Source organism: Bradyrhizobium sp. HKCCYLRH3061 (assembly GCF_051168015.1).
In the GTDB taxonomy this organism is placed as follows: Bacteria; Pseudomonadota; Alphaproteobacteria; order Rhizobiales; family Xanthobacteraceae; genus Bradyrhizobium.
The window spans coordinates 662035-684962 of sequence record NZ_JBNPUE010000001.1 but is presented as its reverse complement, the minus strand read 5'-3'; the positions used below and the strand labels follow the sequence as shown (position 1 = coordinate 684962).

Sequence of the window (22928 nt, the reverse complement as noted above, 5' to 3'; positions counted from 1 at the left end):
TGGCGGCGGACGCCGGGCTCCTCAAAGAGGTGGTGCGCGAAGCCGGCGAGCTCGCACGTTCGATGTTCGGAACGGAGCTGCGCAAATGGACCAAGGGGGCGTCGTCGCCCGTTTCCGAAGCCGACATGGCGGTCAATGCGCTGCTCGAACGCAGGCTGCGATCCGCAACGCCGGATTACGGCTGGCTGTCCGAGGAGAGCGCGGATGATCGGGCGAGACTTGGTCGATCGCGGGTCTGGATCGTCGATCCGATCGACGGCACGCGGTCCTATCTCGGCGGCCGCAACGACTGGTGCGTGAGCGTTGCGCTGGTCGAGCACGGTGCGCCGATACTCGCCGCCGTGCATGTCCCGGTCAGCGAGGAGTTCTTCTTCGCCGCGCGCGGTAGCGGCACCACGTTGAACGAACAGCCGGTTCGGGCTGCACCTGGACGCGAGCTCGATTTCTCGCGCGTGGCCGGCCCGAAACCGCTGGTTGAGCGGCTGGCTCCGGGCGCGGCGCGGATTGAGCTGCATCCGCGAATCGGCTCGCTGGCGCTGCGCCTGTGCCGTGTCGCGCATGGCGGGCTCGATGCCGCTTTTGCAGGCGGACAAAGCCGCGATTGGGACCTTGCGGCGGCTCATTTGATCGTGCAGGAAGCGGGTGGTAAAATGACCGCGTTGTCCGGCGAGGCGATCCTCTATAATCGTCCGGAAGTGGTGCACGGGGTGCTGGTGGCAGCGGGCCGCGACCGACATGCTGACATCGTCGCTCAGTATCGCAGGTTACCGCCGGACTGACGCCCCTGGATCGCACCCTCCATTTCGCCTGCAAGGCGCTGATTAGGAAACGATACCGATGACAGATAGCGCCTCGCAGCAGCTCCTTCACCTCGTGATCGGCGGCGAGCTCATCAACCTCGACAAGAACGAATTCAAGGATCTCGACAAGGTCGACATCGTCGGTGTCTATCCGAACTACGCGGCGGCCCACGCCGCCTGGCGAGCCAAGGCGCAGATGACGGTCGACAACGCCCATATGCGCTATTTCATCGTTCACCTGCACCGGCTGCTCGATCCCGGTCAGGACGCGAAGTAAGACGCAAAGCTCGTCACTTGAAACATCTGGTTCGCAATACGCTGCGCAGCGGCTGGTTCCAGCGCGCCGTCGGGTTCCTCGCCGCCGAGTACCTGCGTCTGGTGTGGCTGACCAACCGCTTCACCTATGAGCCGCCCGAGGTCTACGATATCGTCGAGCCGCAGATGCCGGCGATCTTCGCGTTCTGGCACGGCCAGCATCTGCTGACCCCCTTCATCAAGAACAAGCCGAGCTATCGCGCCAAGGTGCTGATCTCCCGCCATCGCGACGGCGAGTTCAACGCGATCGCGGCGGAGCGGCTCGGCATCGGAACCATCCGCGGCTCCGGCGATCACGGCTCTTCCTTCCACCGGAAAGGCGGAGTAGGAGCTTTCAAGGAGATGGTGCGGGCGCTCGAAGACAACTATAATGTTGCATCGACCGCCGATGTGCCGAAGCGCGCGCGGATTGCGGGTCTCGGCATCATCATGCTCGCGCGTGAAACAGGACGTCCGATCATGCCGTTCGCAATGGTCACGAGCCGCTTCATCCGCCTGAAGAACTGGGACAGCACCACCATCAATTTGCCATTCGGCCGCGGCGCATTGGTGGGAATCAAGGAAATCAACGTGCCGCGCGATGCCGACGCCGCGATGATGGAAGAGGCGCGTCTCGACCTCGAGGCGACGCTGAACCAATGCATGCGCCGCGCCTATGAGATCGTCGGCCGTCCCGAGGCCTGTCCCCCGCCGGTCGCGTCGGGAGCATCGAGTGCCTAGCCCGCTGCCGATGGCCCTGCGTGTCTACCGCGGGTTGTCCTCGGCGGCATCGCCGCTTGCGCCGGCCCTGATCAGGCAGCGGCTCAAGCATGGCAAGGAGGATCCGGAGCGGACCGACGAGCGTCGCGGCCTGAGCCACGACACCCGCCCGCTGGGTCCGCTGGTCTGGATTCACGGCGCCAGCGTCGGCGAGGTGCTCGCGGCGGCGGCACTGATCGAGCGGCTGCGTGAGCTCAACATCCGCATCCTCATCACGTCCGGCACCGTGACCTCGGCCGCGATCGTGGCCAAGCGTTTCCCACCCGACGTGATCCACCAATACGTGCCCTATGACACGCCGCGCTTCGTCGAGCGGTTTCTCGATCATTGGCGTCCCTCGCTCGGGCTGTTCATCGAGTCCGATCTCTGGCCCAACCTGATCCTGGCCGGTGCCTCGCGGCGGGTGCCGATGGTGGTGATCAACGGCCGCATGTCGCCGCGCTCGTTCCCGCGCTGGCGCCGCATGTCCGGCACCATCTCCGCTTTGCTGGGACGCTTTGATCTCTTCCTGACGCAGTCGCAGGCGGATGCCGACCGGTTCTCCGCGCTCGGCGCGCGCAACGTCATCACCACCGGCAATCTCAAGCTCGACGTGCCGGCGCCGCCCGCCGATCCGGCGAAGCTCGATCGGCTCACGGCGATGACGCGCGGCCGTCCGGTCGTCGTCGCCGCCTCCACGCATCCCGGCGAGGACGAGATCCTGATCGCGGCCCATAAGGCCTTGTCTGCGGCCTATCCGTCGCTGCTCACCGTGATCGTGCCGCGCCATCCGCATCGCGGCCCGGCGGTCGCGGAGCTCGTCGCAAGCGCCGGCCTGCAGGGCGCCTTGCGGTCGCGCGAGGACCAGCCGCTCGCCGGCACCGACATCTACGTCGCCGATACCATGGGTGAGCTCGGCCTGTTCTACCGGCTGGCGCCGGTCGTGTTCATGGGCGGGTCGCTGGTCGAGCATGGCGGCCAGAACCCGATCGAGGCGGTCAAGCTCGGCGCGGCGATCGTGCATGGCCCGCACGTGTTCAATTTCACCGACGTCTACGAGGCGCTGGACAAGGCCGGGGGAGCCCGGCTCGCCCACGATCAGGAGGCGCTGATCCGGCAGCTCCGGCAGCTGCTCGCCGATCCCGCAGCCGGCAACAGCCTGGTTGCGGCAGGCACGCGCGTCGTCGATCAGCTCGGTGGCGCGCTGGAGCGGACGCTGTCGGCGCTCGAGCCGTATCTGTTGCAGGTCAGGCTCGAGATGGGGGCCGCCGGCGATGCGTGAGCCGGCCTTCTGGCATCGGCCGCCCTCCTGGCAATCGCGTCTGCTGTCCCCGCTCTCGACACTCTACGGTGCCATTGCCGCACGCCGCATGGCGCAAGTCGGAGTCGATGCAGGCCTGCCGGTGATCTGCGTCGGCAATTTCCATGTCGGCGGCGCCGGCAAGACGCCGACCGTGCTGGCGCTGACCGACATGCTGCGTGACCTCGGCGAGCGGCCGGTGGTGCTGAGCCGTGGCTATGGCGGCCGGCTGCACGGTCCCGTGGCCGTCGATCCCGCTATCCATCAGGCGGCCGATGTCGGTGACGAGCCGCTGATGATGGCCGCGCGGGTGCCGGTCGTCGTCTCGCGCGACCGCGCCGACGGCATCGGCCTCGTCAAGGCGCAGGGCGCCTCGGTCATCCTGATGGACGATGGCTTCCAGAATCCGTCGATCACCAAGGATCTCGCGCTGATCGTGATCGACGGCGCGCGCGGCCTCGGCAATGCCGAGGTGTTTCCCGCCGGACCGTTGCGCGCGCCGCTGCCGCCGCAACTGGCGCGCACCGACGCGTTGGTCGTGATCGGCGGCGGCCGAGCCAGCGATCTGGTCGCTGCGCGTGTCTCGGCGGCCGGCAAGCCAGTGTTCTCGGCCGCGTTGCAGCCCGATGCAAAGGTCGTGGCGGCGTTGCAGGGCAGGCCGCTGCTGGCGTTTGCCGGGATCGGCGATCCCGCCCGCTTCTTCCGCACCCTTCGCGGCGCGGGTCTCGACGTCAGGCGCGAGCGGGCCTTTCCGGATCACCACCCATTCACGACAGGCGACGTCGCAGCCCTCGCCAACGAAGCGAGGCGTGATGGATTTGCCCTGGTGACCACGGAAAAAGATCTCGTGCGGTTCCGCGGCCATGAGGCCGCGCCCGATGTCATGGCATTCCCGGTCACTTTGCAGTTCGACGATCTCGCCGCGTTGCGCGCGCTGGTTGTGCAACGACTGGCAGCGAAGCGTAAAGGTCAGCCGTTGGCCTTCAATGCGCCCGGATAATGCCGCTGCAGCACGGCGGTCGGCACGGCGTAGGCTTCCTGCAGATCGACACTCCAATACTTCAGCTCGTCCAGCGGAATCCGCACATCGGTGACCGCGCAGCGCACATAGCTTCCCGGTGAGATCACGCGGAAATCGCCATCCAGATACTGCACCTGCGCCTCGCCCTGGCCCGAGGGACCAAACTTGTTGAGCACGTCCGCGATCTCCAATTCCTTGCCGTGAAGTCCCTCCGCGAGCGCCGCACGCACACGACAGGCCGATTTTCGATGATGTCCTAGCATAGATGGGGGACGCTGTCCCCCCGCGCAAACCCACTGATTTGTGATGCTTCTGCACGAAACTCCGTGCTAGCTAGGTTTCAATATCCGCCGCTTGTCCCGCCCGGCTGGTTTAATGCGCTCCCTCGTCGCCATCGTTGTCTCAATGCTTTGCGCCACGGCGTTTTCAGCCTTGGCTGAGCCGTTGCCGGCGCCCGTCGCGGTCGAGATTCCCTCGGGAAGCTATGTGCTGCGCGCCCAGCTCTACCGGCCGAAGGGGGCCGGCCCATTTCCGGTCGTCGTTGCCCTGCACGGCTGCGGTGGGCTTTCCGGCCGCTCCGAGCCCGTGCTGCCGCGTTATCGCGACTGGGCGGAGGAACTGGTCGGGGACGGAAAGGCCGTCCTGCTGCCGGACAGCTACGGCTCGCGCGGGCTGGGCCCGCAATGCCGCGTCAAGGAGCGTCGTATCAGCGGCCGGCGCGAGCGTGTCGCGGACATCGTGATCGCGCAGAAATGGCTGGCCAAGCAAGCCTGGGCGATGCCCGACCGGGTCAGTCTGGTCGGCTGGGCCAGCGGTGCGAGCGCGCTGTTATGGGCGGTACGCCCGCAATTGCCCCAGCATGTCTCGCCCGATTTCCGCTCGGCGGTGGCGTTCTACCCGGATTGCCGTGCCTCGTCCGGTCTCGGCTGGAGCACGCGCGTCCCGACATTGGTGCTGATCGGCGGGCTGGACGACGTCTATTCGCCGCCCGCATGCCGACAGATGATCGATGGTGCGCGCGGCCGCAGCGCGCTGACCCGCATCGTGATCTATCCCGGCGCCTATCACGATTTCGATCGTGTGAACCTGCCGCTGCATCAGGTTGCCGGCTCGGATGCCGGGGCGCCCGAGCGCGGCCATGTCGGCTCCGATCCCGAGGCGCGCGCCGATGCGCAGAAGCTCGTGGCCGAGTGGCTGGCGCGCTGAGAACCGATCAGAACAGGCTGCCTTGATCGGCGGGATCGGGCGTGCGCTTCGCTGCCGAAGGCTTGGCCTCGCGCGCAGGTTTCGGCGATGACGGCGCTGCCGGCGGAAGCGGGCGGTCCGCGCCCGCCGTGGCCGCGACCTTGCCGTCCGCAAATTCGATCGAGAGCGCGGCGCCGGGACCGATGCTCGCGGCATGGTGCAGCGGGTGGCCGGCCTCGTCACGCACCAGCGCAAAGCCACGCGCCAGCACGCTGCGATAGGACAGGGCGGTGAGGAGCTTTTCGTTCTGGCCGACGCGGGCCGACAGGCGCTGAAGCTGGGTCAGCAACGCGCGCCGGGCCCGCTCGGCCAGACGTTCGGTTCGGTCGCGCTCGCGACCGATGGCCTGGCGCTTGGCCTGCGCATAGGCCTGCCGAGAGGCCTTGAAGCGGGCATCGAGCGCCTCGAACCGCTCGCGCCGCCGGTGCAACTGGCCGCGCGACGACAGCGACAGCCGTTCGGACGACGCGATCAGGCGATGGCGCGATTGCGCGATCTGCGCGTGCAGCACGCGCAGAGTGAGCTTGGCGCTCGCCGCCGCGAACTGGCGGAAGTGCACATGCGTGTTGGTCTTCAGCGCGCGCGGCAGGCTGGCGGCCGCCGAATCCAGCCGCTGCCTGGGAATGGCGAGCAGATCTCCGGCGCCGGGCAGAGCGCGCGCGGCGGCGCGCAGCTCGTTGCGGCGGCTCTCCTGGCCACGCTGCCAGCAGACGCTGACACGGCGCGCGAGGCTTGCGACCTCCTGCATCAGCTCGCTGCGCACCGGCACCGCCATTTCCGCGGCTGCTGTCGGAGTCGGCGCACGTTTGTCCGCGGCGAAATCGATCAAGGTCACGTCGGTCTCGTGGCCGACCGCCGAGATCAGCGGGATCATGCTCTCGGCCGCGGCGCGGACCACGATCTCCTCGTTGAACGACCACAGGTCTTCCAGCGAGCCGCCACCGCGCGCGACGATCAGCACGTCGGGCCGCGGGATCGGACCGCCCTCGGGCAAGGCGTTGAAGCCGCGGATCGCGGCGGCGACCTGCTCGGCCGAGCCCTCGCCCTGTACCTTCACGGGCCAGACCAGCACGCGCCGGGGAAAGCGGTCCTCGAGCCGGTGCAGGATGTCGCGGATGACGGCGCCGGTCGGCGAGGTGACGACGCCGATCACCTCGGGAAGCCACGGCAGCAATTGCTTGCGCGCGGGATCGAACAGCCCCTCGGCCCCGAGCTTCCGCTTGCGCTCCTCCATCAGCGCCATCAGCGCGCCGATCCCGGCCGGCTCCAGCGCCTCGATGACGATCTGGTACTTCGACGAGTTGGGATAGGTGGTGAGCTTGCCGGTAGCGATCACCTCGAGCCCTTCCTGGGGCTTGAAGCGCATGCGGCCATGCACGCCCTTCCAGATCACCGCTTCGATCTTGGCGCTCTCGTCCTTGAGCGCGAAATAGCAATGCCCCGAGGAATGCGGCCCGCGAAAGCCGGTGATTTCGCCGCGCACCCGGACATGGCCGAACTGGTCCTCGACCGTGCGCTTCAGCGCCGAGGACAGCTCGGTGACGGTGAATTCGGGCGCGTTGGGCAAGGCTTCCGCAGGCGGCATCGCTGGCTGATTCGGTTCGGGGAGCAGCAGCCAAGGTAGGGGCTTTCCGCGTCCGCCGCCAATCAAGCCGTTGTCTTTTCGATAACTCTGTTATACAGAGTACTCTATAAATTGGGTGAGTGGAGGAGAGCATGCGACGCGGTGCGAAGGTCCCGTTTCGGGCCCTAGGAGGAGCGCTCTGCCTCGTCGGCGTGCTCGCTTTGGTTCTGGCGGCGATGATCGCGGCGCCGCTGGGACGCCCGCCCGAGCTGAAGTCGATCTCGGAGACGGCGGGACGGGTCGACCGCAGCACCATGCCAAGCCTGCAGCGCTTCAGCGCCCGCGATGGCACCGAGCTCGCCTATCGTCATTACCCGGCGCGCGGAACGGCTGTCGGCAAGGTCGCGATCGTGGTCCACGGCTCCTCCGGCTCCAGCGTTGCCGTGCATGCCCTTGCCGATGCGCTGGCGGCGCGCGGCATCGAGACCTTCGCGCCCGACATTCGCGGCCATGGCGGCTCCGGCACCCGCGGCGACATCGGCTATCTCGGACAGCTCGAAGACGATCTGGCCGACCTCGTCGCCGAGCTCAGGAGGTCGATCCCGACCGAGCCGATCGTCCTGCTCGGCCATTCGGCTGGCGGCGGCTTCGCGCTGCGCGCGGCGAGCGCCCCGATCCAGGACCTGTTCACGCGCACCGTGCTGCTGTCGCCCTATCTCGGCTACGATGCGCCGACCAACCGTGAGAATTCGGGCGGCTGGGCCGGTCCCGACATTCCGCGCATCCTGGCGCTCGGCGCGCTCAGGCGCATCGGTATGCCGTGTTGCGAGGCACTGCCCGTGCTGGCCTTTGCTGTCAGGCCGAACTCGGAGAAATTCCTGGCGCCGACCTACAGCTACCGGCTGTTCCGCAATTTCGCGACCCGCGGCTACAAGGCCGATCTCGCCGCGGCGAAGCACCCGGTGACCGTTATCGCCGGCGCCGATGACGAGCTGATGCTCGCCGACAAATATGCAGATGCGGTGCACGCCGTCGCGCGCGGCGTTGACGTGAAGCTGATCGCGGGCGTCAATCACATGGAGATCGTGTCGGCGCCGCAGGCGGTGAGCGCGATCGCCGAAGACGTGGCTAAGCGCTAGAGGTTCAAACCGCATGATCGACAGCCTGGAAGCCGCGCGGGCGCTCGGCGACATCGAGGATGTGATGAAGCGCGTGCGGCAGTCGCAGATCTATCGGCTGTCGAGCCTGCTGATGATCCTCTGGGGCGTTCTCGTCTTCGCCGGCAATCTCGTGACCTATCTCACGCCGGTCCACGCGGCCAAGGCTTGGCTGACGGTCTATGTCCTCGGCCTCGCCGGATCGGTGGTGTTGGGCGCGGCGGAAAAAGCGCGCTCCGGCGTGCGCAGCTTCGATGTCAGGGCGGTGCTCGCCTTCGTCATGTTCTTCGCCTTCGGTTTCTTCGTCGAGGCGATCGGCCATTTCGGACCGCGCGAGATGGGCGCGTTCTGGCCGGTCTATTTCATGCTGTTCTATGGCCTGGCCGGATTGTGGTTCGGCGCGGCCTTCACGGTGTTCGGCCTGTGCGTCACCGCGTTGACCCTGGTCGGCTATCTCTTCATCGGCGCGGCTTTCCCGTTGTGGATGGCGTTCGTCAATGGCGGCGGCCTGGTTCTCGGCGGCCTGTGGATGCGGCGGAGCTGACGGCTTGGCGGAACTCGACGAGATCATCCACCAGCCGCTGCGGCTGAGGATCATGGCGGCGCTGAATGCCCTGCCGGCCGGGGCCGGGCTGGAATTCGTCCGGCTGAAGAAGCTGACCGGCGCCACCGACGGTAATCTCGGCGCCCACATCGACACGCTGGCGCGCGCCGGCTACGTCGCCGTGGACAAGGCCTTCGTCGGCAGGAAGCCGCAGACCACGGTCACGGCGGCCGCGGCCGGCCGTGCGGCCTTCGCCCGCTACGTCGCGAACCTGCAGGGCATCATTGCCGGCGCTGCCGCGAAGCCGCCTGAGCCATGATTTGACTCCGTTGCGAGGGCCGGGCAATTGGGGCGTCCAAATTGGCCCATCCCTCTGCGACGGCATCGACAATGAACATTCTGCTCCTTGGTTCCGGCGGCCGCGAGCACGCGCTCGCCTGGAAGATCGCCGGCTCGCCGCTGCTCACCAAGCTGTGGTGCGCGCCGGGCAATGCCGGAATCGCCAAGGAGGCCGAATGTGTCGCGCTCGACGTCGCCGATCATGCGGCGGTGATCGCCTTCTGCCGGGCAAACAAGGTGGACCTGGTGGTGGTCGGCCCCGAGACGCCGCTCGCCGCCGGCATCGTCGATGATCTCGAGGATGCCGGCATCAAGGCGTTCGGCCCGTCCAGGCTCGCCGCCAAGCTCGAGGGCTCCAAGGGATACACCAAGGATCTCTGCGCCGAATACGACATCCCGACCGGCGCCTATTCCCGCTTCGACAATGCCCCCGAGGCACTGGCCTATGTCCGCGAGCACGGCGCTCCGATCGTCGTCAAGGCGGACGGGCTGGCGGCCGGCAAGGGCGTCGTCGTCGCCAAGACGGTTGTCGAGGCCGAGGACGCCATCAAGATGATGTTCGAGGGCGGCTTTGGCGTTGCCGGCACCGAGGTCGTCATCGAGGAGTTTCTCGAAGGTCGGGAGGTGTCGTTCTTCGCGTTGTGCGACGGTGAGACCGCGATTCCGCTCGCCTCCGCCCAGGACCACAAGCGGGTGTTCGATCACGACCAGGGACCGAACACCGGCGGCATGGGCGCGTATTCGCCGACGCCGTTCGTGACGCAGGAGATTCATGACAAGATCATGAATCAGATCATTCAGCCGACCATTGCCGGGATGAATGCCCGTGGCACGCCGTTCAAGGGCATTCTCTATGCCGGCCTGATGCTGACGGCCCAGGGGCCGAAGCTGTTCGAATACAACGTCCGCTTCGGCGACCCGGAATGTCAGGTGCTGATGCTGCGGATGATGTCGGATCTCGTGCCCGGCATGCTGGCCGCCTGCGACGGGCAGTTGAAGAATTTCGACCTGCGCTGGTTTCCGGACGCCGCCGTCACCGTGGTCATGGCTGCGAAGGGCTATCCCGGCGACTACGCCAAGGGCGGTGTCATCGAGGGACTCGACGATGCCGCGAGAATCGAGGGCGTGGAGATCTTCCACGCCGGCACGGTGGCGAAGGACGGCGCCATTCTCGCCAATGGTGGGCGCGTCCTCAATGTCTGCGCGTCGGGCAAGACCGTCGCCGAGGCTCAGGCGCGGGCCTATCAGGCCGTCGACCGCATCAAATGGGCCGACGGCTTCTGCCGGCGCGACATTGCCTGGCAGGCGGTGGCGCAGGAAAGCGGTCAGGGCTGAGCGTCGTGATCGCCGCAGTCGGCCCCGCAAGGCTATTTTTCCCGTGCGAATTGTGGCAGTTCCATAGACTCATGCCTTGATGGGATGAATCAGTTCCGCCGTGGAACGGAGGGGCCATGGAATGCGCGCGGTGCGGCAGGCAGAATCAGCCAGGGAGAGCCTCGTGCGACCGTTGCGGCGAGCCGCTCAGCCTCAGATGTGAGGCGTGCAACCAGACCAACAGTCCGTCGAATCGCTTCTGCGGCCAATGCGGCGCGCCGTTGCCCGGCCGGCTGGCTCCGCCCGACCAGGCGGCGCAGCGCGTCCTGAGGACCCTGAGCAGCAAGGGTGGAGAACGCAAGCGTCTCACCATCCTGTTCGCCGACATCCGCGATTCCACCCAGCTGATCGACAGCCTCGGCGATCCCGAGCTCGCGATGCAGCGGCTCGATCCGGTGCTCAACCTCATGAAGGAGGCGGTCCACCGCTATGACGGCGTCGTCAACAAGACGCAGGGTGACGGCGTCATGGCCCTGTTCGGAGCGCCGGTGCCGCATGAGGATCATGCGGTTCGCGGCTGCCTCGGCGCGCTGGCGATGCAGGACTCCATCGCGCGCCTCGCCGACCCGCATTTGCAGGTCCGGGTCGGGCTGCACACCGGCGAGGTGATCGTCCAGGTCGTCGAGAACAGCATGTACCAGACCTACGACGCGGCCGGCGCCAACGTCCATCTCGCCAATCGTCTGGAGCACATGGCCGAGGCCGGCACCATCCTGATCAGCAAGGAGACCTACACCGGCGCCAGGCAGTTCGTCGAAGCCGAGCCGCTCGGCACCCACGCGCTGCGCGGCATCGCCTCGCCGGTGTCGATCTACAAGCTGATCGGCCGCCTCAGTGCGCCGGCGAGCGACGTCTTCCGCAGCGGCCAGCGCCTGTTGCCGCTGATCGGGCGCAATGCCCAGCTTGCGGTGCTCGAGCGCGAGCTCGACGACGTCCTGGCGGCGCGCGGCGCTGTCGTCGGCATTGTGGGTGAGGCCGGCATCGGCAAGAGCCGGCTGTGCTTCGAGTTCGCCGAGCACTGTCGCCGCCAGGGCATTCGCGTCTACGAGGCGCGCGTGCTGGCACATGGCCGCGCCACCCCGTTCCAGCCGGTGCTCGAATTGCTGCGCGACTTCTTCGGTATCCGGCCGAAGGAGCCGGTGGAGGTATCGCGTCAGCGCGTGGTCGACCGGCTCGAAGCCATTGCCATGCCCGACACGGCCCTGGTCCTGCTCCTGGACTTCATGAATCTCGCCGATCCGGCACGGCCGGCGCTCCGGCTCGATCCCGGCGTGTTCAAGACCCGTCTGCTGAACGTGTTCAAGACGCTGTTCCGTGCGGCGCCCGCCGACGGCGCCATGGTGATCATGATCGAGGACCTGCATTGGGTCGACGAGGCCAGCGAGGAATTCGTCGAGGCGCTCGCGGAGGCCACGGTCGGGACCAAGACACTGCTGGTCGTGAACTACAGGCCGGGTTTCGCCGCCTCCTTCATGCAGCAGGCCCCATTTCACGAACTGCACATCGTCCCGCTTGCCTCCGAGGAGGCAAGCGAGCTGCTACGCGGGGTGTTCGGTGACGATCCTTCGCTCGAGGTGCTGGCGCGCGACATCGTCGAGCGCGCGCAGGGCAATCCGTTCTTCCTCGAGGAGCTTGCCAGCGCCGTTTCCGAAAGCGGCGGCTTCGAGGGTGAGCGCGGCGCCTACCGTCTCAAGGGTGGCATCGGACCGATTCCACTGCCGCCGACCGTGCATGCGGTCGTGGCCGCGCGCATCGATCGTCTCGGCGAATCTGCCAAGAACGTGCTGGAAGCAGCGGCCGTGATCGGCCGATCGGTCGCGCTGGCGGTGCTCAAGCCCGTAACCGGCATCGATGACGCAGAGCTGTTCGATGCGCTCGCTCAGCTCAGGCAGGCCGATCTTCTCTACGATCTGCCGCCGTTCGACATGGGCGTGCTCGCCTTTCGCCATCCGCTGATCCAGGAGGTCGCCTATGCGATGCAGCTGCGGTCCCGGCTGAGCACGGTCCACGCTGCCGTGGCCAAGGCGATCGAGGCGCTCGATTGGGGGACGCAGGACGAATTCGCCGCCCTGATCGCCTCGCACTATGAGTTCGCCGGCCAGACCATGCAGGCGGTCGAGCATCTGCAGCGCGCGGCGCGCTGGATCGGCCGCACCAACACGGCGGAGGCGCTGCGGCTGTGGAAGAAGATCCGCTCCCTGCTGCAGGCGCTGCCGCAATCGGAGCGCGTCGACCGCCTGCGTGCGCTGGCCAGCGGCCAGATCCTGAACTTCGGCTGGCGCGAAGGCATCTCGGCCGAAGAGGTCAAGCCTTTTGCTGAAGAAGCGTTGAGATTTGCCCGCTCCTCCGACAAGGCGCATGAGCCGTTGTTGATCGGCGCTTATGGCCGCGTGCTCGCTTCGACGGGAGCGGCCGATGACTACGTCGACCTGGCGCAGAACGCCATCAAGCTGACCTCGGGCGAGGGGGATGTTGGCCGCTACGCGACCGTCAACGCCATGCTGGCGCAGGCATACACACATTCGGGACGGATGAACGAGGCGCTCTCGGCGGCCAATACAGCTATCGCTGCAATGGCAAGCCAGGCCGGCTTCGACAGTCACGTCACGCTTGGTTTGAACCCGAACCAGATTCTCGGCTTTGACGTCAGCTATTGGGTGAGATGCATCAGGGCGCGCGCAATGGCTCATCTCGGCCAGATCGAGGATGCTCGCAGCGAGCTTCTCGAATTGGTGCAGCAGCCCTCATCCGAGGTCGCACCGGTGCTCCAGTTCGTCCCGCACTTCAACCTCGTGGAGCTGGCATGGATGGTCGAAGACCAGAGCCTTGCGCGCGAGCACGCAAGGCGAGTTTCCGATCTCGCTGAAACATCCGGCATTCCCTACATCCGCGTGCTCACCTTGCTCTGCGCAAGCCTCGAACAGGGGTTGACCGGTCGATTCGCCGACGCGACGAATGAGATGGTTGGCGCGATCGAAGCCGCTCGGGCCGCAAGGACGGGGCTCGAGCTCGAGGCGCGCATGGCCGCCATAAATGCCGATCTGCTTTACCGGAGTGACGACTTCGATGCCGCCATCGAGGCCAGCAAACAGGCGATCCTTGTAGCCAAGCGAAAGACGGATCGAGTGGCGGAGTGTTACGCGACGACCGTTCTGGGCCTTGCTCTTGCCGGAGCCGGCAGGAACGAGCAGGCTGCGGGACTTCTTGAGCAGATAGGACATCTCATGAATGTCTCCGGTGCGTTCTGTCTGCGTTCATTAGTTCAGAAACTGCAATTGCATCTTGAAGCAATGCAATGATGCATGCATTGTCGATTCGTTGAATTCCGGCTTTTTCAGATTTGGGGGTTACAATGGGGGTAATGATTAAAGACAGTACTACCCTTGATATTATCGTGCAGCTCAACAAACGGTTCGATGCAGATGCCTTGCCCGAAATGGTCGAGCTGCAACGGGAGTTCGGGGTCTTCTCGCTGAGGCATAGTCTACAGCAGTCCTTTGCTTTGCTCGGAATCGTGCCTGCCGACTGGTCCGAGCGGCGGCGCTGGTACAAGTTTCTCGAGTTTCTGAAGACGTATCCATCGGACATCGCCAGCGTGAACGGCCATGATCGTGTGATCCAGGCGTTCAAGGATGATCTGGAGTGCGAAAAGCCGCTGCCGGTCTCGATCGTCTGTCACTCTGCGGCAGAGGATCCCCGTGTCACCGTGTCGGAAGGACGTCCGATCGTTTTCTCCCTCGACAAGCACGTCATCATCTCGATCCCGACGACGCCCGGTCGTGAGGCACGCAAGCAGGCCGCTGAGACCGCACGGGCGAGGCGGGTCGAAAAACGCAAGAAGTGAGGCGACCACGAGGGTCGTCTTCGGAGACGAGGCTCTTTGCTCGATTCCCCTGTTCTGACGTCGATGTCTATCGCGCCGCGCCGTCTCGAGCGATCACCGACCCGGTTCGGTGCTGGTGTGCGTGCGAAGCTGAGCGCTGCCTTGCGCCGTTCAGCTTCGCTGTCCCCTTTGGCGGCAGATCGTCCTTGATGGTCCGGAGAAAAGAAGGCACCATGACACCGGTGCATTCTGCGCTATCGGGAGGAAGCCGTTATGGGAGCGATGATGAAGGACAGCACGACGCTCGACGTCGTGGTTCAGTTCAACAAGCGGTTCGAGGCTGACGCGGTGCCGGAGATGGCCGAGTTGCAGCGCGAGTTCGGGATCTTTTCTGCCGAGCATGGCCTGCAGCGCTCGTTCACCTTGCTTGGCATCGTGCCTGCCGACTGGAATGAGCGCCGTCGCTGGTACAAATTCCTGGATCATCTCAAGACCTATCCTTCGGACCGCGACGGCGTGAATGGTCACGATCGAGTCGTCGAGGCTTTCAAGGAGGATCTGGAATCGGGCGCGCCGTTGCCGATCTCGCTCGTCTGTCATTCGGCCGCCGATGATCCGCGCGTCACTGTCTCTCGTGGACGGCCTGTCGTCTTCGCGTCCGACGTGCACGTCATCGTGTCGATTCCGACGACGCCCGGCCGCGTCGTGCGACAGCAGATTGCAAAGACGGTGCGGGAGCGGCGCGCTCGAGAGCTCAGCATGCAGTGAGCGCCAGATCTGCCACACGCACGGCGAAGGACGTTCCGAGCCTCGGCTTGATCCAGGCGGACGTCGATGCCTATTACTCTGCCTGCGTTGCGCGTCACGGCGCAACGCCGCGCGGCGTTGACTGGTCGTGCGAGGCGACGCAGGGCCTGCGCTTCGTGCAACTGATGAAGCTGTGCAACGTGTCGGCGCCGTTCAGCCTCAATGACATCGGTTGCGGCTATGGCGCGCTGGTGCCGTTTCTTGAATCGCGTTTTGCGTCCTGTGAGATTGACTATCTCGGCATCGACCTGTCCCGCGCCATGATCAGCCGGGCGCGGCGCCGCTTTGCCGCCCCCTTGCGGCGCTTCGTCGTCGCGTCGGAGAGCCCGCGCATCGCCGACTATTCGGTCGCCTCGGGCATCATGAACGTCAACGTCGGCTATTCGCGCGACGCCTGGGAAGGCTACATCAAAGCCATGTTGCAGCGCATGTTCGCGACCAGCCGGCGCGGCTTTGCCGTCAATTTCATGCGAGCGGCCGCTGATGAGGAGCAGGACGGCGATCCCGCCAAGGCGCGCCTGTATCGCACTACGCCGGACGTTTGGGCTACCCACTGCGAGCAGGAGTTTGCGGCGGCCGTCGAGGTCATCGGCAACTACGGGATGAAGGAGTTCACGCTCCTGGTGCGCCGCCTGACTCATGCCGCCCCGTCGCAAGCAGGGCCCTCGCACTGATGTCGGCTGTTCCGTCGCTATCCTCGCAGACAGATCGCCGCAGCGCCGCCGTCGAGCGTGCTGTGGACGTGCTGATCTCCTCGCGAGGTCACGCCGATCCAACGCGGCTGGAACGCGCCTGTGCGCTGCTGCGCCAGCGCGCGCCGCTGCATTGGGTTGAACGCTCGGGCGTTCGTCCGTTCCGGGCGGTCACGAGCTATGCCGACATTGTCTCGATCGAGACACGGAGCAATGAGTTTGCCGCGGGCCCGCGCACCTATCTCGCTAGCGAGACCTCCGAGGCCGTGCTGCAGCGTGTCACCGGCAAGCCGCAACTCGTGCGCAGCCTGACCGAGATGGATCCGCCGGATCACGGCGTTTATCGCGGCATCATCCAAGGCGCCTTTGCGCCGCCGGTCTTGCGCGAGATGGAGACATGGCTGTCGCAATGGGCCGCCGAGATCATCGACCGGGTTTCCGCGCGCGGCGCCAGTTGCGACTTCGCAGGCGACGTGGCGCTGCCCTTCACCTTCCGGGTGATCGGCCGCATGCTGGGCACGCCGGAGGCCGACGATGCCCGGCTTGCGCGGCTCGCCCAGGCCTTCGTGGGCGCCGAGGATCCGCGGCGCCGTCTCGCCGAGGCGCCGGGCGATACGATGCGGATGGCCATGCTGGCGCTGCGCGATTATTTCGAAGCCGTCGTGGCCGACCGGCGCGCCCGACCGCGCGACGATCTCGCCAGCCTGATTGCGCATGCCGCGCCGCATGGCGCGGCAATGCCGCATTACGAGCTGATCTCCTACTTCATCCTGCTGGTCACGGCGGGCCACGATACGACGGCGCTCGCATTGGCGGGCGGCCTGGCGGCGCTGCTCGCGGCGCCCGAGCAGATGGTGCGGCTGCGGGCCGAGCCCGAGCTGCTCGATCCGGCGATCGAGGAAATGCTGCGCTGGACCTCGCCGGTGCGGCACTTCATGCGCACCGCGGTCTGCGACACCGAGGTCGGGGGGCAACGCATTCGCGAAGGCGATGCGCTGGCCTTGTTCTTCCATTCCGCCAATCGCGACGAGGCCGTGTTCGAGGACGCCGGCGCGTTCCGGATCGATCGCAGTCCGAACCCGCACATCGCCTTCGGCCGTGGTCCGCACATCTGCATGGGACTGCAGCTGGCGCGGATGCAGATGCGGGCGCTATTTGCGGAGTTGCTGCGCCGGACCGAACGGATCGAACTCGCCGGGCGGGTGCGCCGGGTGCGGTCGCCCTTCATGAGCGGCGTCTCCAGCCTCCCGGTTCGCATGAGCTTTCGCGCGCTGCGCAAGGAGGCGGCTGCATAGGCCTCACCGCCGCGCCTTGAAGAACTCCTTCAGCATCTGCGCCGCCTGCTGCTCGCCCACCGCCGAATAGACCTCCGGGGCGTGATGGCAGGTCGGCGCCGTGAAGAAGCGCACACCCGACTCGACCGCACCGCCCTTCGGATCGGCGGCCCCGTAATACAGCCGTCGGATGCGCGCGAAGGAGATGGCGCCAGCGCACATCGTGCACGGCTCGAGCGTGACGTAGAGGTCGCACTCGACCAGCCGCTCGCTGCCGACGACCTGGGCCGCCTGCCGCAGTGCCAGGATCTCGGCATGCGCGGTCGGGTCGCGGTCGGTCAGCGTGCGGTTGGCAGCGGTGGCGATCACTTCGCCGTCCCGCACGACGACGCAGCCGATCGGCACCTCGCCGGAAATTGCGGCCGATTCGGCCGCTTTCAGCGCCAAATCCATGAAAGAAGGGCCGTTCATGGCTCGTCACGCCCGCCCAAGTCTGCTACTGGATCGCCCTTCAGCACAACCGGACCCCGATTTCCTGCGTGACATGCGCTGCTTTTCGAAGCGCGCGGTTCACGCCTCGTCCTGCACCTCGAAGTGAGACCTTCATGCCCCGCACCACCGACAAAGACAACGATTCCCGCGGCCGCCGCGGCGGCGCCCCGCGGGGGCGGTCCGAGGGCGGCAAGGGTCGCTCGGGCGCAGCGCGCGGGCCGGAGAAGAAGTTCGCCAAGCGCGGCTTCGGCGACAAGGAAGCGGGTGGCCGGGGCAAGCGCTCCTTCGACGAGGGCCGCGCCCCGCGCCGCCGCGACGACGGCGATGCGCCGCGCAAATCCTTTGGCGACAAGCCGCGCTTCAACCGCGATGAGCGGCCGCGCGGCGATCGGCCCTATGCCGCTCGCCCGGCGCGGTCGGGCGATGGCGAGAAGCGCGCCTTCAAGCCGCGTGGCGACCGGCCGAAATTCGATCGCGACGAGCGGGGCGGCGAGAAGCGTCCCTATACGCCCCGTGCCGGTCGCGACGAGGCTCGTCCGGCCGGGCGATCGTCCGAGCGCAAGTTCGGCGAGCGCAAGCCCTACGCTCCGCGGGAGCGCGATGGTGAGAAACGTCCCTATACGCCACGCGGCGAGGGCGCGCGCGATCGCGGCGACCGGCCGCGCACCGAGCGCAGCTTCGGCGACCGTCCGCCGCGGACCGGCGATCGCCCTGAGCGCAAGTTTGGCGGAGAGCGCAAGTTCTCTCGCGGCGCTGAAGGCGATCGGGGCGAGCGCAAGTTCGGTGCCGGCGCGCGCGGGCCGCGCAAGGAGTTTGGCGACCGTCCCTCGCGCGGCGAGAGCAAGCCGTGGCAGAAGCGCGGCGCGGATGGCGATCGCCCGGAACGCAGCCCGCGTCCGCCGCGCGAAGGCGGCCGCAGCTTCGATCGCCCGCGCACCCAGCGCAGCAGCGAGGATCGTCCGAAATTCGACAGGCCCAAATTCGACAAGCCGAAGTTCGACCGCCCGCGGGATCGGGGCGAGGAGCGCAGCTTCGAGCGGCCGCGCCGTCCCGAGGGGCGCACCGACTGGCAGGAGCATCCGCGCAGCGAACGCCGTGGCCGCGACGGCTTCTCCGAGCGGCCGCGCCGCGACAATGAAGACGACAGCAAGGTCTTCGCCAAGCGTCCGGCGTTCGGCGGCCGCGGCGCCTATCGCGAGCGCAAGCCCGAGACCGACAAGCGCAGCGCCCGCGTTGCCGCCGAGCCGGCCGCACCGAAGAAGGCCGGCGAGCGCATCGCCAAAGTGCTGGCCCGCGCCGGCCTCGCCTCGCGCCGCGACGCCGAGGAGATGGTCACGCAGGGCCGCGTGACGGTGAACGGCCGCGTCATCAACTCCCCCGCGCTCGATGTCACCGAGAATGACGTGATCCAGGTCGACGGCGCGCCGCTGCCGGAGCGCGAGCGCACGCGGCTGTTTCTGTATCACAAGCCGCGCGGGCTGATGACGACGCACAGCGACCCCGAGGGGCGGCCGACGGTGTTCGACAATCTGCCCGAGGGCCTGCCACGGCTGATCTCGATCGGCCGACTCGACTTCAACACCGAAGGGCTCTTGCTGCTCACCAATGACGGCGGCCTCGCGCGCGTGCTGGAATTGCCGGACACCGGCTGGACGCGGCGCTATCGCGTCCGCGCCCATGGCGAGATCACACAGGCGCAGCTCGATCAGCTCGCCGCGGGCGTCGAGGTTGACGGCGTCAAATACGGCCCGATCGAAGCGACCTTGGAGCGCGATCAGGGCGCCAATGTCTGGCTCGTCGTCGCGATCCGCGAGGGCAAGAACCGCGAGGTGCGCAACGTGCTCGCGCATCTCGGCCTCGAGGTTAATCGCCTGATCCGCGTCTCCTACGGTCCGTTCCAGCTGCTGGAGCTGCCCGAGGGCGAGGTGCAGGAAGTCAAGACGCGGGTGCTGCGCGAGCAGCTCGGCGAGAAGGTGATTGCGCAGTCGGGTGCCGATCTCGGTCCTGCGGGCAAGGGCAATCGCGAGCCGTTGCCGGACCCGAAGCCCAAGCCGAAGCGCGAGGTCGTCGCCGACCGCAAGGGCCGCCGCGTGCTCGTCCAGCGTACCGGCAGCGAGGAAGCGCGCGAGCGCCACGAAGCCGAGGCGCGTTTCCCCGGTCCGCCGCGGCGGCCGAAGCGCGGCTATCACGGCAAGCGCGATATCACGCCGCAGGATGACGAGTAGGGTGTTGCGATGCGTGTCGTCGGTGGACGGCTGAAGGGCCGCAACATCGCTTCGCCTGCGTCGCGTGACATCCGGCCGACGCAGGACCGGCTGCGCGAGGCGCTGTTCAACATCCTCGTCCACGCCTACGAGGATCCGATCGAGGGCGCACGCGTGCTCGATTTGTTTGCCGGCACCGGCGCGCTCGGCATCGAGGCGACCTCGCGCGGCGCGGCGTTCACGCTGTTCGTCGACAACGGCGCCGAGGCAAGGGCGCTGCTGCGCAACAATGTCGAATCGCTCGGGCTCGGCGGCGTCACCAAGGTCTACCGCCGCGACGCCACCGATCTCGGACCGGCGCATCCGGTCGAGCCGTTCTCGCTGGTGTTCCTCGATCCGCCCTATGGCAAGGGCTTGGCCGAGAAGGCGCTGGCCTCGCTGCGCGACGGCGGCTGGCTCGTGCCATCGGCGCTGCTCGTGGTCGAGGAGTCCAAGGCTGCCGCGTTCAAGGCGCCCGAGGGGTTCGAAGAGCTCGAGCGCCGCGCTTACGACGAAACGGAGTTCGTGTTCCTGCGCCGGTCCTGATTCTCGCTCGCGGTCGCCCCTGCGAACGCAGCGGGCCATAGCCACAGGATCGCGTTGGGACGCACGTGGCTTGCAACAACGGGCTGGCAGATCACTATTTGTCGATACGGATCGCGTCGTCGCTACCTCCTTCCAAACAGCTTCTCCACATCCGCGAGCTTCAGCTCGACATAGGTCGGGCGGCCGTGATTGCACTGGCCCGAGTTCGGCGTGTCCTCCATCTCGCGGAGCAGCGCATTCATCTCTTCCGGCTTGAGGCGGCGGCCGGCGCGGACCGAGCCGTGGCAGGCCATGGTGGCTGCGACGTGCATCAGGCGGCGCTCCAGCGGCAGCGCCTCGCCCCATTCCTCCATGTGCTCGGCGAGGTCGCGCAGCAAGCCTGCGGCATTGATCTTGCCGAGCAGCGATGGCGTCTCGCGCACGGCGACGGCGCCGGGGCCGAAGGATTCGATGGCGAGGCCGAACGAGGCCAGCTCATCGGTGCGCGCGAGCAGTGACTCGACGGTGGCTTCGTCGAGCTCGACGATGTCCGGGATCAGCAGGATCTGCCGCTGCACGCCATGCGCCGCCAGCGAGGCCTTGAGCCGCTCATAGACGATGCGCTCATGCGCGGCGTGCTGGTCGACGATGACGAGGCCGTCGCGGGTCTGTGCAACGATGTAGGTGTCATGGATCTGGGTGCGCGCGGCGCCGAGCGGACGGTCGAGCAGGTCAGGCGTCGCCGGCTGCTCGTGCAGCCGAACGTCGGCGCGCGGGCCGCCGACGTCGAACGCCGCTTGAGAGGATTCCGCAAGCCCGAACGACCCGAGATCTGGTGAGGGCGCCGCCGCAGGGAAGGAGCCGCCGAAATGCGGCATCACCGGCGCCGACGGCGAGCGCTGCCAGTCCCAGTTCATCGGACCGACGTTGGGTCGCGGCGGCGCGAACGCCGGGCGGAATGCGGCGATGGTCGCGCCGCCGTCATTGGCTGCGGTGCGGCGGCCTTCGCGGGCGAGACCTTCCTTCAGCGCGTGGATGATCAGCGCGCGCACCAGGCCGGCATTGCGGAAGCGCACCTCGGTCTTGGCCGGATGCACGTTGGCGTCGACCTCGCGCGGATCGAGCGTCACAAACAGCGCCACCAACGGATGCCGGTCACGCGGCAGATAGTCGGCATAGGCGGCGCGCACCGCGCCGAGGATCAGCTTGTCGCGCACCGGGCGGCCATTGACGAACAGATACTGGCCGAGCGCATTGGCGCGCGTCAGCGCCGGCGCCGCGGCGAAGCCTTCGACGACAACGTGATCGCGCTCGCTGCGCACCGCGATCGCATGGCTGCGGAAGTCGGCGCCGAGGATGTCGCCGAGCCGCGTCAATTGGCCCGGCGCGCCGGGCAGCGCGGCGGCCCAGGTCACCGGCGCGCGCTCCTCGCCGGCGAGGGTGAAGGCGATGTCGGGCCGCGCCATCGCCAGCCGCCGCACCACCTCGCGGATCGCCTCGGCCTCGGTGCGGTCGGTTTTGAGGAACTTCAGCCGCGCCGGCGTGGCGTGGAAGAGATCGGCGACCTCGACGCGGGTGCCTTGGTTCAGCGCGGCCGGCACGATCGGGGACTTGTCGCCGCAATCGACTTGAAGCGCCCAGGCGTGCGGCTCGCTTTTGTGTCGCGTCGTGATCGACAGCCGCGCCACCGAGCCGATCGAGGGCAGCGCTTCGCCGCGGAACCCGAGCGTGCGGATCTGCAGCAGGTCCTCGTCGTCGAGCTTGGAGGTCGCGTGGCGCTCGACCGCGAGCGCGAGATCGGCCGCGGTCATGCCGCCACCATCGTCTGATATGGCGATCTTCCGCCGCCCGCCGCCGTCGGTGAAGATGTCGATGCGGCTGGCGCCGGCATCGATGGCGTTCTCGACCAGCTCCTTGACCACGCTCGCCGGCCGCTCGACCACCTCGCCGGCGGCGATGCGGTTGACGATCTGTTCGGGGAGCTGGCGGACGGGCATGGTGCGAACGAACTTGAAAGCTGGCTGGCTTGGATCTTGAAGGCGCGCGGCGCTGCGGCGGCCACGCTGCAAATGTGGGGCGAGAATAGCTTTTTTCATGCGCTGCGGCAGAGAAAAGCAACCTTCTCCAACGGGATTGTGAGGCGGGCGGGGCCAGTATATCGTTTCGCAAAAATAACGATCAGCCGGAGGAAGACCATGTGCCATCTGTTCGCACACCAGCCTCAGCGCGATTATGCGTCGCAGACCCGTAGTTTGCGGATCGGCGGCCATAGCACGTCGATCCGGCTCGAAATGGCGTTCTGGGACACGCTCGAGGAGATCGCCGCCAAGGAAGGCATGAGCCTCGCGAAGTTCGTGACCACGCTGTACGCCGAGGTGCTCGACCACCACGGCGAGGTGAGGAATTTTGCGTCGCTGCTGCGGTGCTCCTGCCTGATCTATCGGGCGAAGGCGACCGCCGCGGTGCCGGATTTTCGCGCGCCGGCGGCGATCATGGACGCGGCGGAGTAGCCACGCGTCTGCTGTCTCGTCTCCCTCCCCCGCCTGCGGGGGAGGGCGGGGGTGGGGGCGCCACACGGGCAGTCTTTCCTGCGCGCGCTTCATGGGCAGTCTTTGTGGAGCGTTCCCCCACCCGCATCGCATCTTCGATGCGATGCGACCTCCCCCGCAAGCGGG

Annotated in this window: 22 protein-coding genes; 18 read left to right on the top strand and 4 right to left on the bottom strand. The window is 67.1% G+C overall.

The features are described 5' to 3' along the window. Positions 1–32 precede the first annotated feature (32 nt). Genes ACQR2C_RS03275 through lpxK form a run of 5 tightly spaced genes read left to right on the top strand, consistent with a single transcriptional unit; the run spans position 33 to position 4153 of the window. On the top strand, positions 33–779 hold the full coding sequence (locus ACQR2C_RS03275) for a 3'(2'),5'-bisphosphate nucleotidase CysQ (protein WP_434880475.1): 747 nt from the start codon (positions 33–35) through the stop codon (positions 777–779). Between the two features lie 58 nt (positions 780–837). After that, positions 838–1077: a DUF4170 domain-containing protein gene (locus tag ACQR2C_RS03270; RefSeq protein WP_009031572.1), complete on the top strand. Its 240-nt coding sequence runs from the start codon at positions 838–840 to the stop codon at positions 1075–1077. 17 nt (positions 1078–1094) lie between these two features. Beyond that, a complete protein-coding gene (locus ACQR2C_RS03265) occupies positions 1095–1835 on the top strand; it encodes a lysophospholipid acyltransferase family protein (RefSeq protein WP_315801916.1) in 741 nt (246 codons plus the stop codon). Continuing rightward, positions 1828–3135: a 3-deoxy-D-manno-octulosonic acid transferase gene (locus ACQR2C_RS03260; protein ID WP_315801917.1), complete on the top strand. Its 1308-nt coding sequence runs from the start codon at positions 1828–1830 to the stop codon at positions 3133–3135. The genes ACQR2C_RS03265 and ACQR2C_RS03260 overlap by 8 nt, the downstream gene beginning before the upstream one ends. Continuing rightward, the gene (lpxK, locus tag ACQR2C_RS03255; RefSeq protein ID WP_315801918.1) at positions 3128–4153 is read left to right on the top strand and encodes a tetraacyldisaccharide 4'-kinase; all 1026 of its coding nucleotides are present in this window, start codon (positions 3128–3130) and stop codon (positions 4151–4153) included. Before ACQR2C_RS03260 ends, lpxK begins: the two co-directional genes overlap by 8 nt. Here lpxK and ACQR2C_RS03250 read toward each other — a convergent pair. Then, positions 4123–4350 (bottom strand): DUF2093 domain-containing protein, encoded by a 228-nt coding sequence (locus tag ACQR2C_RS03250; protein WP_315801919.1) that lies wholly within the window; start codon positions 4348–4350, stop codon positions 4123–4125. The two genes, lpxK and ACQR2C_RS03250, sit on opposite strands and share 31 nt — an antisense overlap. A 199-nt stretch (positions 4351–4549) precedes the next feature. Between ACQR2C_RS03250 and ACQR2C_RS03245 the strand changes: the two genes are divergently transcribed. Then, positions 4550–5380 (top strand): dienelactone hydrolase family protein, encoded by an 831-nt coding sequence (locus ACQR2C_RS03245; protein WP_315801920.1) that lies wholly within the window; start codon positions 4550–4552, stop codon positions 5378–5380. Positions 5381–5387: 7 nt separating this feature from the next. Here ACQR2C_RS03245 and xseA read toward each other — a convergent pair whose 3' ends face one another. Further along, positions 5388–7004 (bottom strand): exodeoxyribonuclease VII large subunit, encoded by a 1617-nt coding sequence (xseA, locus tag ACQR2C_RS03240; RefSeq protein ID WP_316179463.1) that lies wholly within the window; start codon positions 7002–7004, stop codon positions 5388–5390. A gap of 131 nt (positions 7005–7135) precedes the next feature. Here xseA and ACQR2C_RS03235 point away from each other — a divergent pair, with 131 nt between their 5' ends. The 9 genes from ACQR2C_RS03235 (at position 7136) to ACQR2C_RS03195 (ending at position 17014) form a co-directional block, all read left to right on the top strand. After that, positions 7136–8122 (top strand): alpha/beta hydrolase, encoded by a 987-nt coding sequence (locus ACQR2C_RS03235; protein ID WP_434873269.1) that lies wholly within the window; start codon positions 7136–7138, stop codon positions 8120–8122. 13 nt (positions 8123–8135) lie between these two features. Then, a complete protein-coding gene (locus ACQR2C_RS03230) occupies positions 8136–8684 on the top strand; it encodes a hypothetical protein (protein ID WP_434880415.1) in 549 nt (182 codons plus the stop codon). A 4-nt stretch (positions 8685–8688) separates the two neighbouring features. Next, entirely contained in the window at positions 8689–9003 is a 315-nt protein-coding gene (locus ACQR2C_RS03225) for a transcriptional regulator (RefSeq protein ID WP_434880414.1), read from the top strand. A gap of 71 nt (positions 9004–9074) precedes the next feature. Continuing rightward, positions 9075–10358, top strand: coding sequence for a phosphoribosylamine--glycine ligase (gene purD, locus ACQR2C_RS03220; RefSeq protein WP_434880413.1), 1284 nt, complete (start codon positions 9075–9077; stop codon positions 10356–10358). Positions 10359–10474: 116 nt separating this feature from the next. After that, entirely contained in the window at positions 10475–13696 is a 3222-nt protein-coding gene (locus ACQR2C_RS03215; RefSeq protein WP_434880412.1) for an adenylate/guanylate cyclase domain-containing protein, read from the top strand. A 95-nt stretch (positions 13697–13791) separates the two neighbouring features. Then, positions 13792–14241: a hypothetical protein gene (locus ACQR2C_RS03210; protein ID WP_315801927.1), complete on the top strand. Its 450-nt coding sequence runs from the start codon at positions 13792–13794 to the stop codon at positions 14239–14241. Positions 14242–14577: 336 nt separating this feature from the next. After that, the gene (locus ACQR2C_RS03205) at positions 14578–14988 is read left to right on the top strand and encodes a hypothetical protein (RefSeq protein WP_315801928.1); all 411 of its coding nucleotides are present in this window, start codon (positions 14578–14580) and stop codon (positions 14986–14988) included. 47 nt (positions 14989–15035) lie between these two features. Beyond that, positions 15036–15701 carry a class I SAM-dependent methyltransferase gene (locus ACQR2C_RS03200; protein ID WP_434880411.1) on the top strand — a complete coding sequence of 222 codons (666 nt, stop codon included), beginning with the start codon at positions 15036–15038 and terminating at the stop codon, positions 15699–15701. Beyond that, entirely contained in the window at positions 15701–17014 is a 1314-nt protein-coding gene (locus ACQR2C_RS03195) for a cytochrome P450 (protein ID WP_434880410.1), read from the top strand. The genes ACQR2C_RS03200 and ACQR2C_RS03195 overlap by 1 nt, the downstream gene beginning before the upstream one ends. Positions 17015–17017: 3 nt before the next feature. Here the strand turns inward: ACQR2C_RS03195 and ACQR2C_RS03190 are convergent, their stop codons facing one another. Further along, positions 17018–17464 carry a nucleoside deaminase gene (locus ACQR2C_RS03190; protein ID WP_434880409.1) on the bottom strand — a complete coding sequence of 149 codons (447 nt, stop codon included), beginning with the start codon at positions 17462–17464 and terminating at the stop codon, positions 17018–17020. A 134-nt stretch (positions 17465–17598) separates the two neighbouring features. Here ACQR2C_RS03190 and ACQR2C_RS03185 point away from each other — a divergent pair, with 134 nt between their 5' ends. Together ACQR2C_RS03185 and rsmD are read left to right on the top strand one after the other, a co-directional pair. Then, positions 17599–19710 carry a pseudouridine synthase gene (locus ACQR2C_RS03185; protein ID WP_434880408.1) on the top strand — a complete coding sequence of 704 codons (2112 nt, stop codon included), beginning with the start codon at positions 17599–17601 and terminating at the stop codon, positions 19708–19710. Positions 19711–19719: 9 nt separating this feature from the next. After that, a complete protein-coding gene (rsmD, locus tag ACQR2C_RS03180) occupies positions 19720–20274 on the top strand; it encodes a 16S rRNA (guanine(966)-N(2))-methyltransferase RsmD (RefSeq protein WP_434880407.1) in 555 nt (184 codons plus the stop codon). A 122-nt stretch (positions 20275–20396) separates the two neighbouring features. On the opposite strand, the gene mutL is transcribed toward rsmD, so the two are convergent. Then, on the bottom strand, positions 20397–22250 hold the full coding sequence (gene mutL / locus ACQR2C_RS03175) for a DNA mismatch repair endonuclease MutL (RefSeq protein ID WP_434880406.1): 1854 nt from the start codon (positions 22248–22250) through the stop codon (positions 20397–20399). A gap of 198 nt (positions 22251–22448) precedes the next feature. Between mutL and ACQR2C_RS03170 the strand changes: the two genes are divergently transcribed. Then, positions 22449–22763, top strand: coding sequence for a ribbon-helix-helix domain-containing protein (locus ACQR2C_RS03170; RefSeq protein ID WP_315802167.1), 315 nt, complete (start codon positions 22449–22451; stop codon positions 22761–22763). Positions 22764–22928: the final 165 nt, after the last annotated feature.

What these genes read in the sequence shown, in the direction of transcription:
- mutL (WP_434880406.1), bottom strand. Translation starts at nt 22,250, where the DNA reads ATGCCCGTCCGCCAGCTCCCCGAACAGATCGTCAACCGCATCGCCGCC.
- purD (WP_434880413.1), top strand. Translation starts at nt 9,075, where the DNA reads ATGAACATTCTGCTCCTTGGTTCCGGCGGCCGCGAGCACGCGCTCGCC.
- ACQR2C_RS03215 (WP_434880412.1), top strand. Translation starts at nt 10,475, where the DNA reads ATGGAATGCGCGCGGTGCGGCAGGCAGAATCAGCCAGGGAGAGCCTCG.
- ACQR2C_RS03185 (WP_434880408.1), top strand. Translation starts at nt 17,599, where the DNA reads ATGCCCCGCACCACCGACAAAGACAACGATTCCCGCGGCCGCCGCGGC.
- ACQR2C_RS03190 (WP_434880409.1), bottom strand. Translation starts at nt 17,464, where the DNA reads ATGAACGGCCCTTCTTTCATGGATTTGGCGCTGAAAGCGGCCGAATCG.
- lpxK (WP_315801918.1), top strand. Translation starts at nt 3,128, where the DNA reads ATGCGTGAGCCGGCCTTCTGGCATCGGCCGCCCTCCTGGCAATCGCGT.
- ACQR2C_RS03245 (WP_315801920.1), top strand. Translation starts at nt 4,550, where the DNA reads ATGCGCTCCCTCGTCGCCATCGTTGTCTCAATGCTTTGCGCCACGGCG.
- ACQR2C_RS03205 (WP_315801928.1), top strand. Translation starts at nt 14,578, where the DNA reads ATGGCCGAGTTGCAGCGCGAGTTCGGGATCTTTTCTGCCGAGCATGGC.
- rsmD (WP_434880407.1), top strand. Translation starts at nt 19,720, where the DNA reads ATGCGTGTCGTCGGTGGACGGCTGAAGGGCCGCAACATCGCTTCGCCT.
- xseA (WP_316179463.1), bottom strand. Translation starts at nt 7,004, where the DNA reads ATGCCGCCTGCGGAAGCCTTGCCCAACGCGCCCGAATTCACCGTCACC.
- ACQR2C_RS03230 (WP_434880415.1), top strand. Translation starts at nt 8,136, where the DNA reads ATGATCGACAGCCTGGAAGCCGCGCGGGCGCTCGGCGACATCGAGGAT.
- ACQR2C_RS03235 (WP_434873269.1), top strand. Translation starts at nt 7,136, where the DNA reads ATGCGACGCGGTGCGAAGGTCCCGTTTCGGGCCCTAGGAGGAGCGCTC.
- ACQR2C_RS03170 (WP_315802167.1), top strand. Translation starts at nt 22,449, where the DNA reads ATGTGCCATCTGTTCGCACACCAGCCTCAGCGCGATTATGCGTCGCAG.
- ACQR2C_RS03195 (WP_434880410.1), top strand. Translation starts at nt 15,701, where the DNA reads ATGTCGGCTGTTCCGTCGCTATCCTCGCAGACAGATCGCCGCAGCGCC.
- ACQR2C_RS03270 (WP_009031572.1), top strand. Translation starts at nt 838, where the DNA reads ATGACAGATAGCGCCTCGCAGCAGCTCCTTCACCTCGTGATCGGCGGC.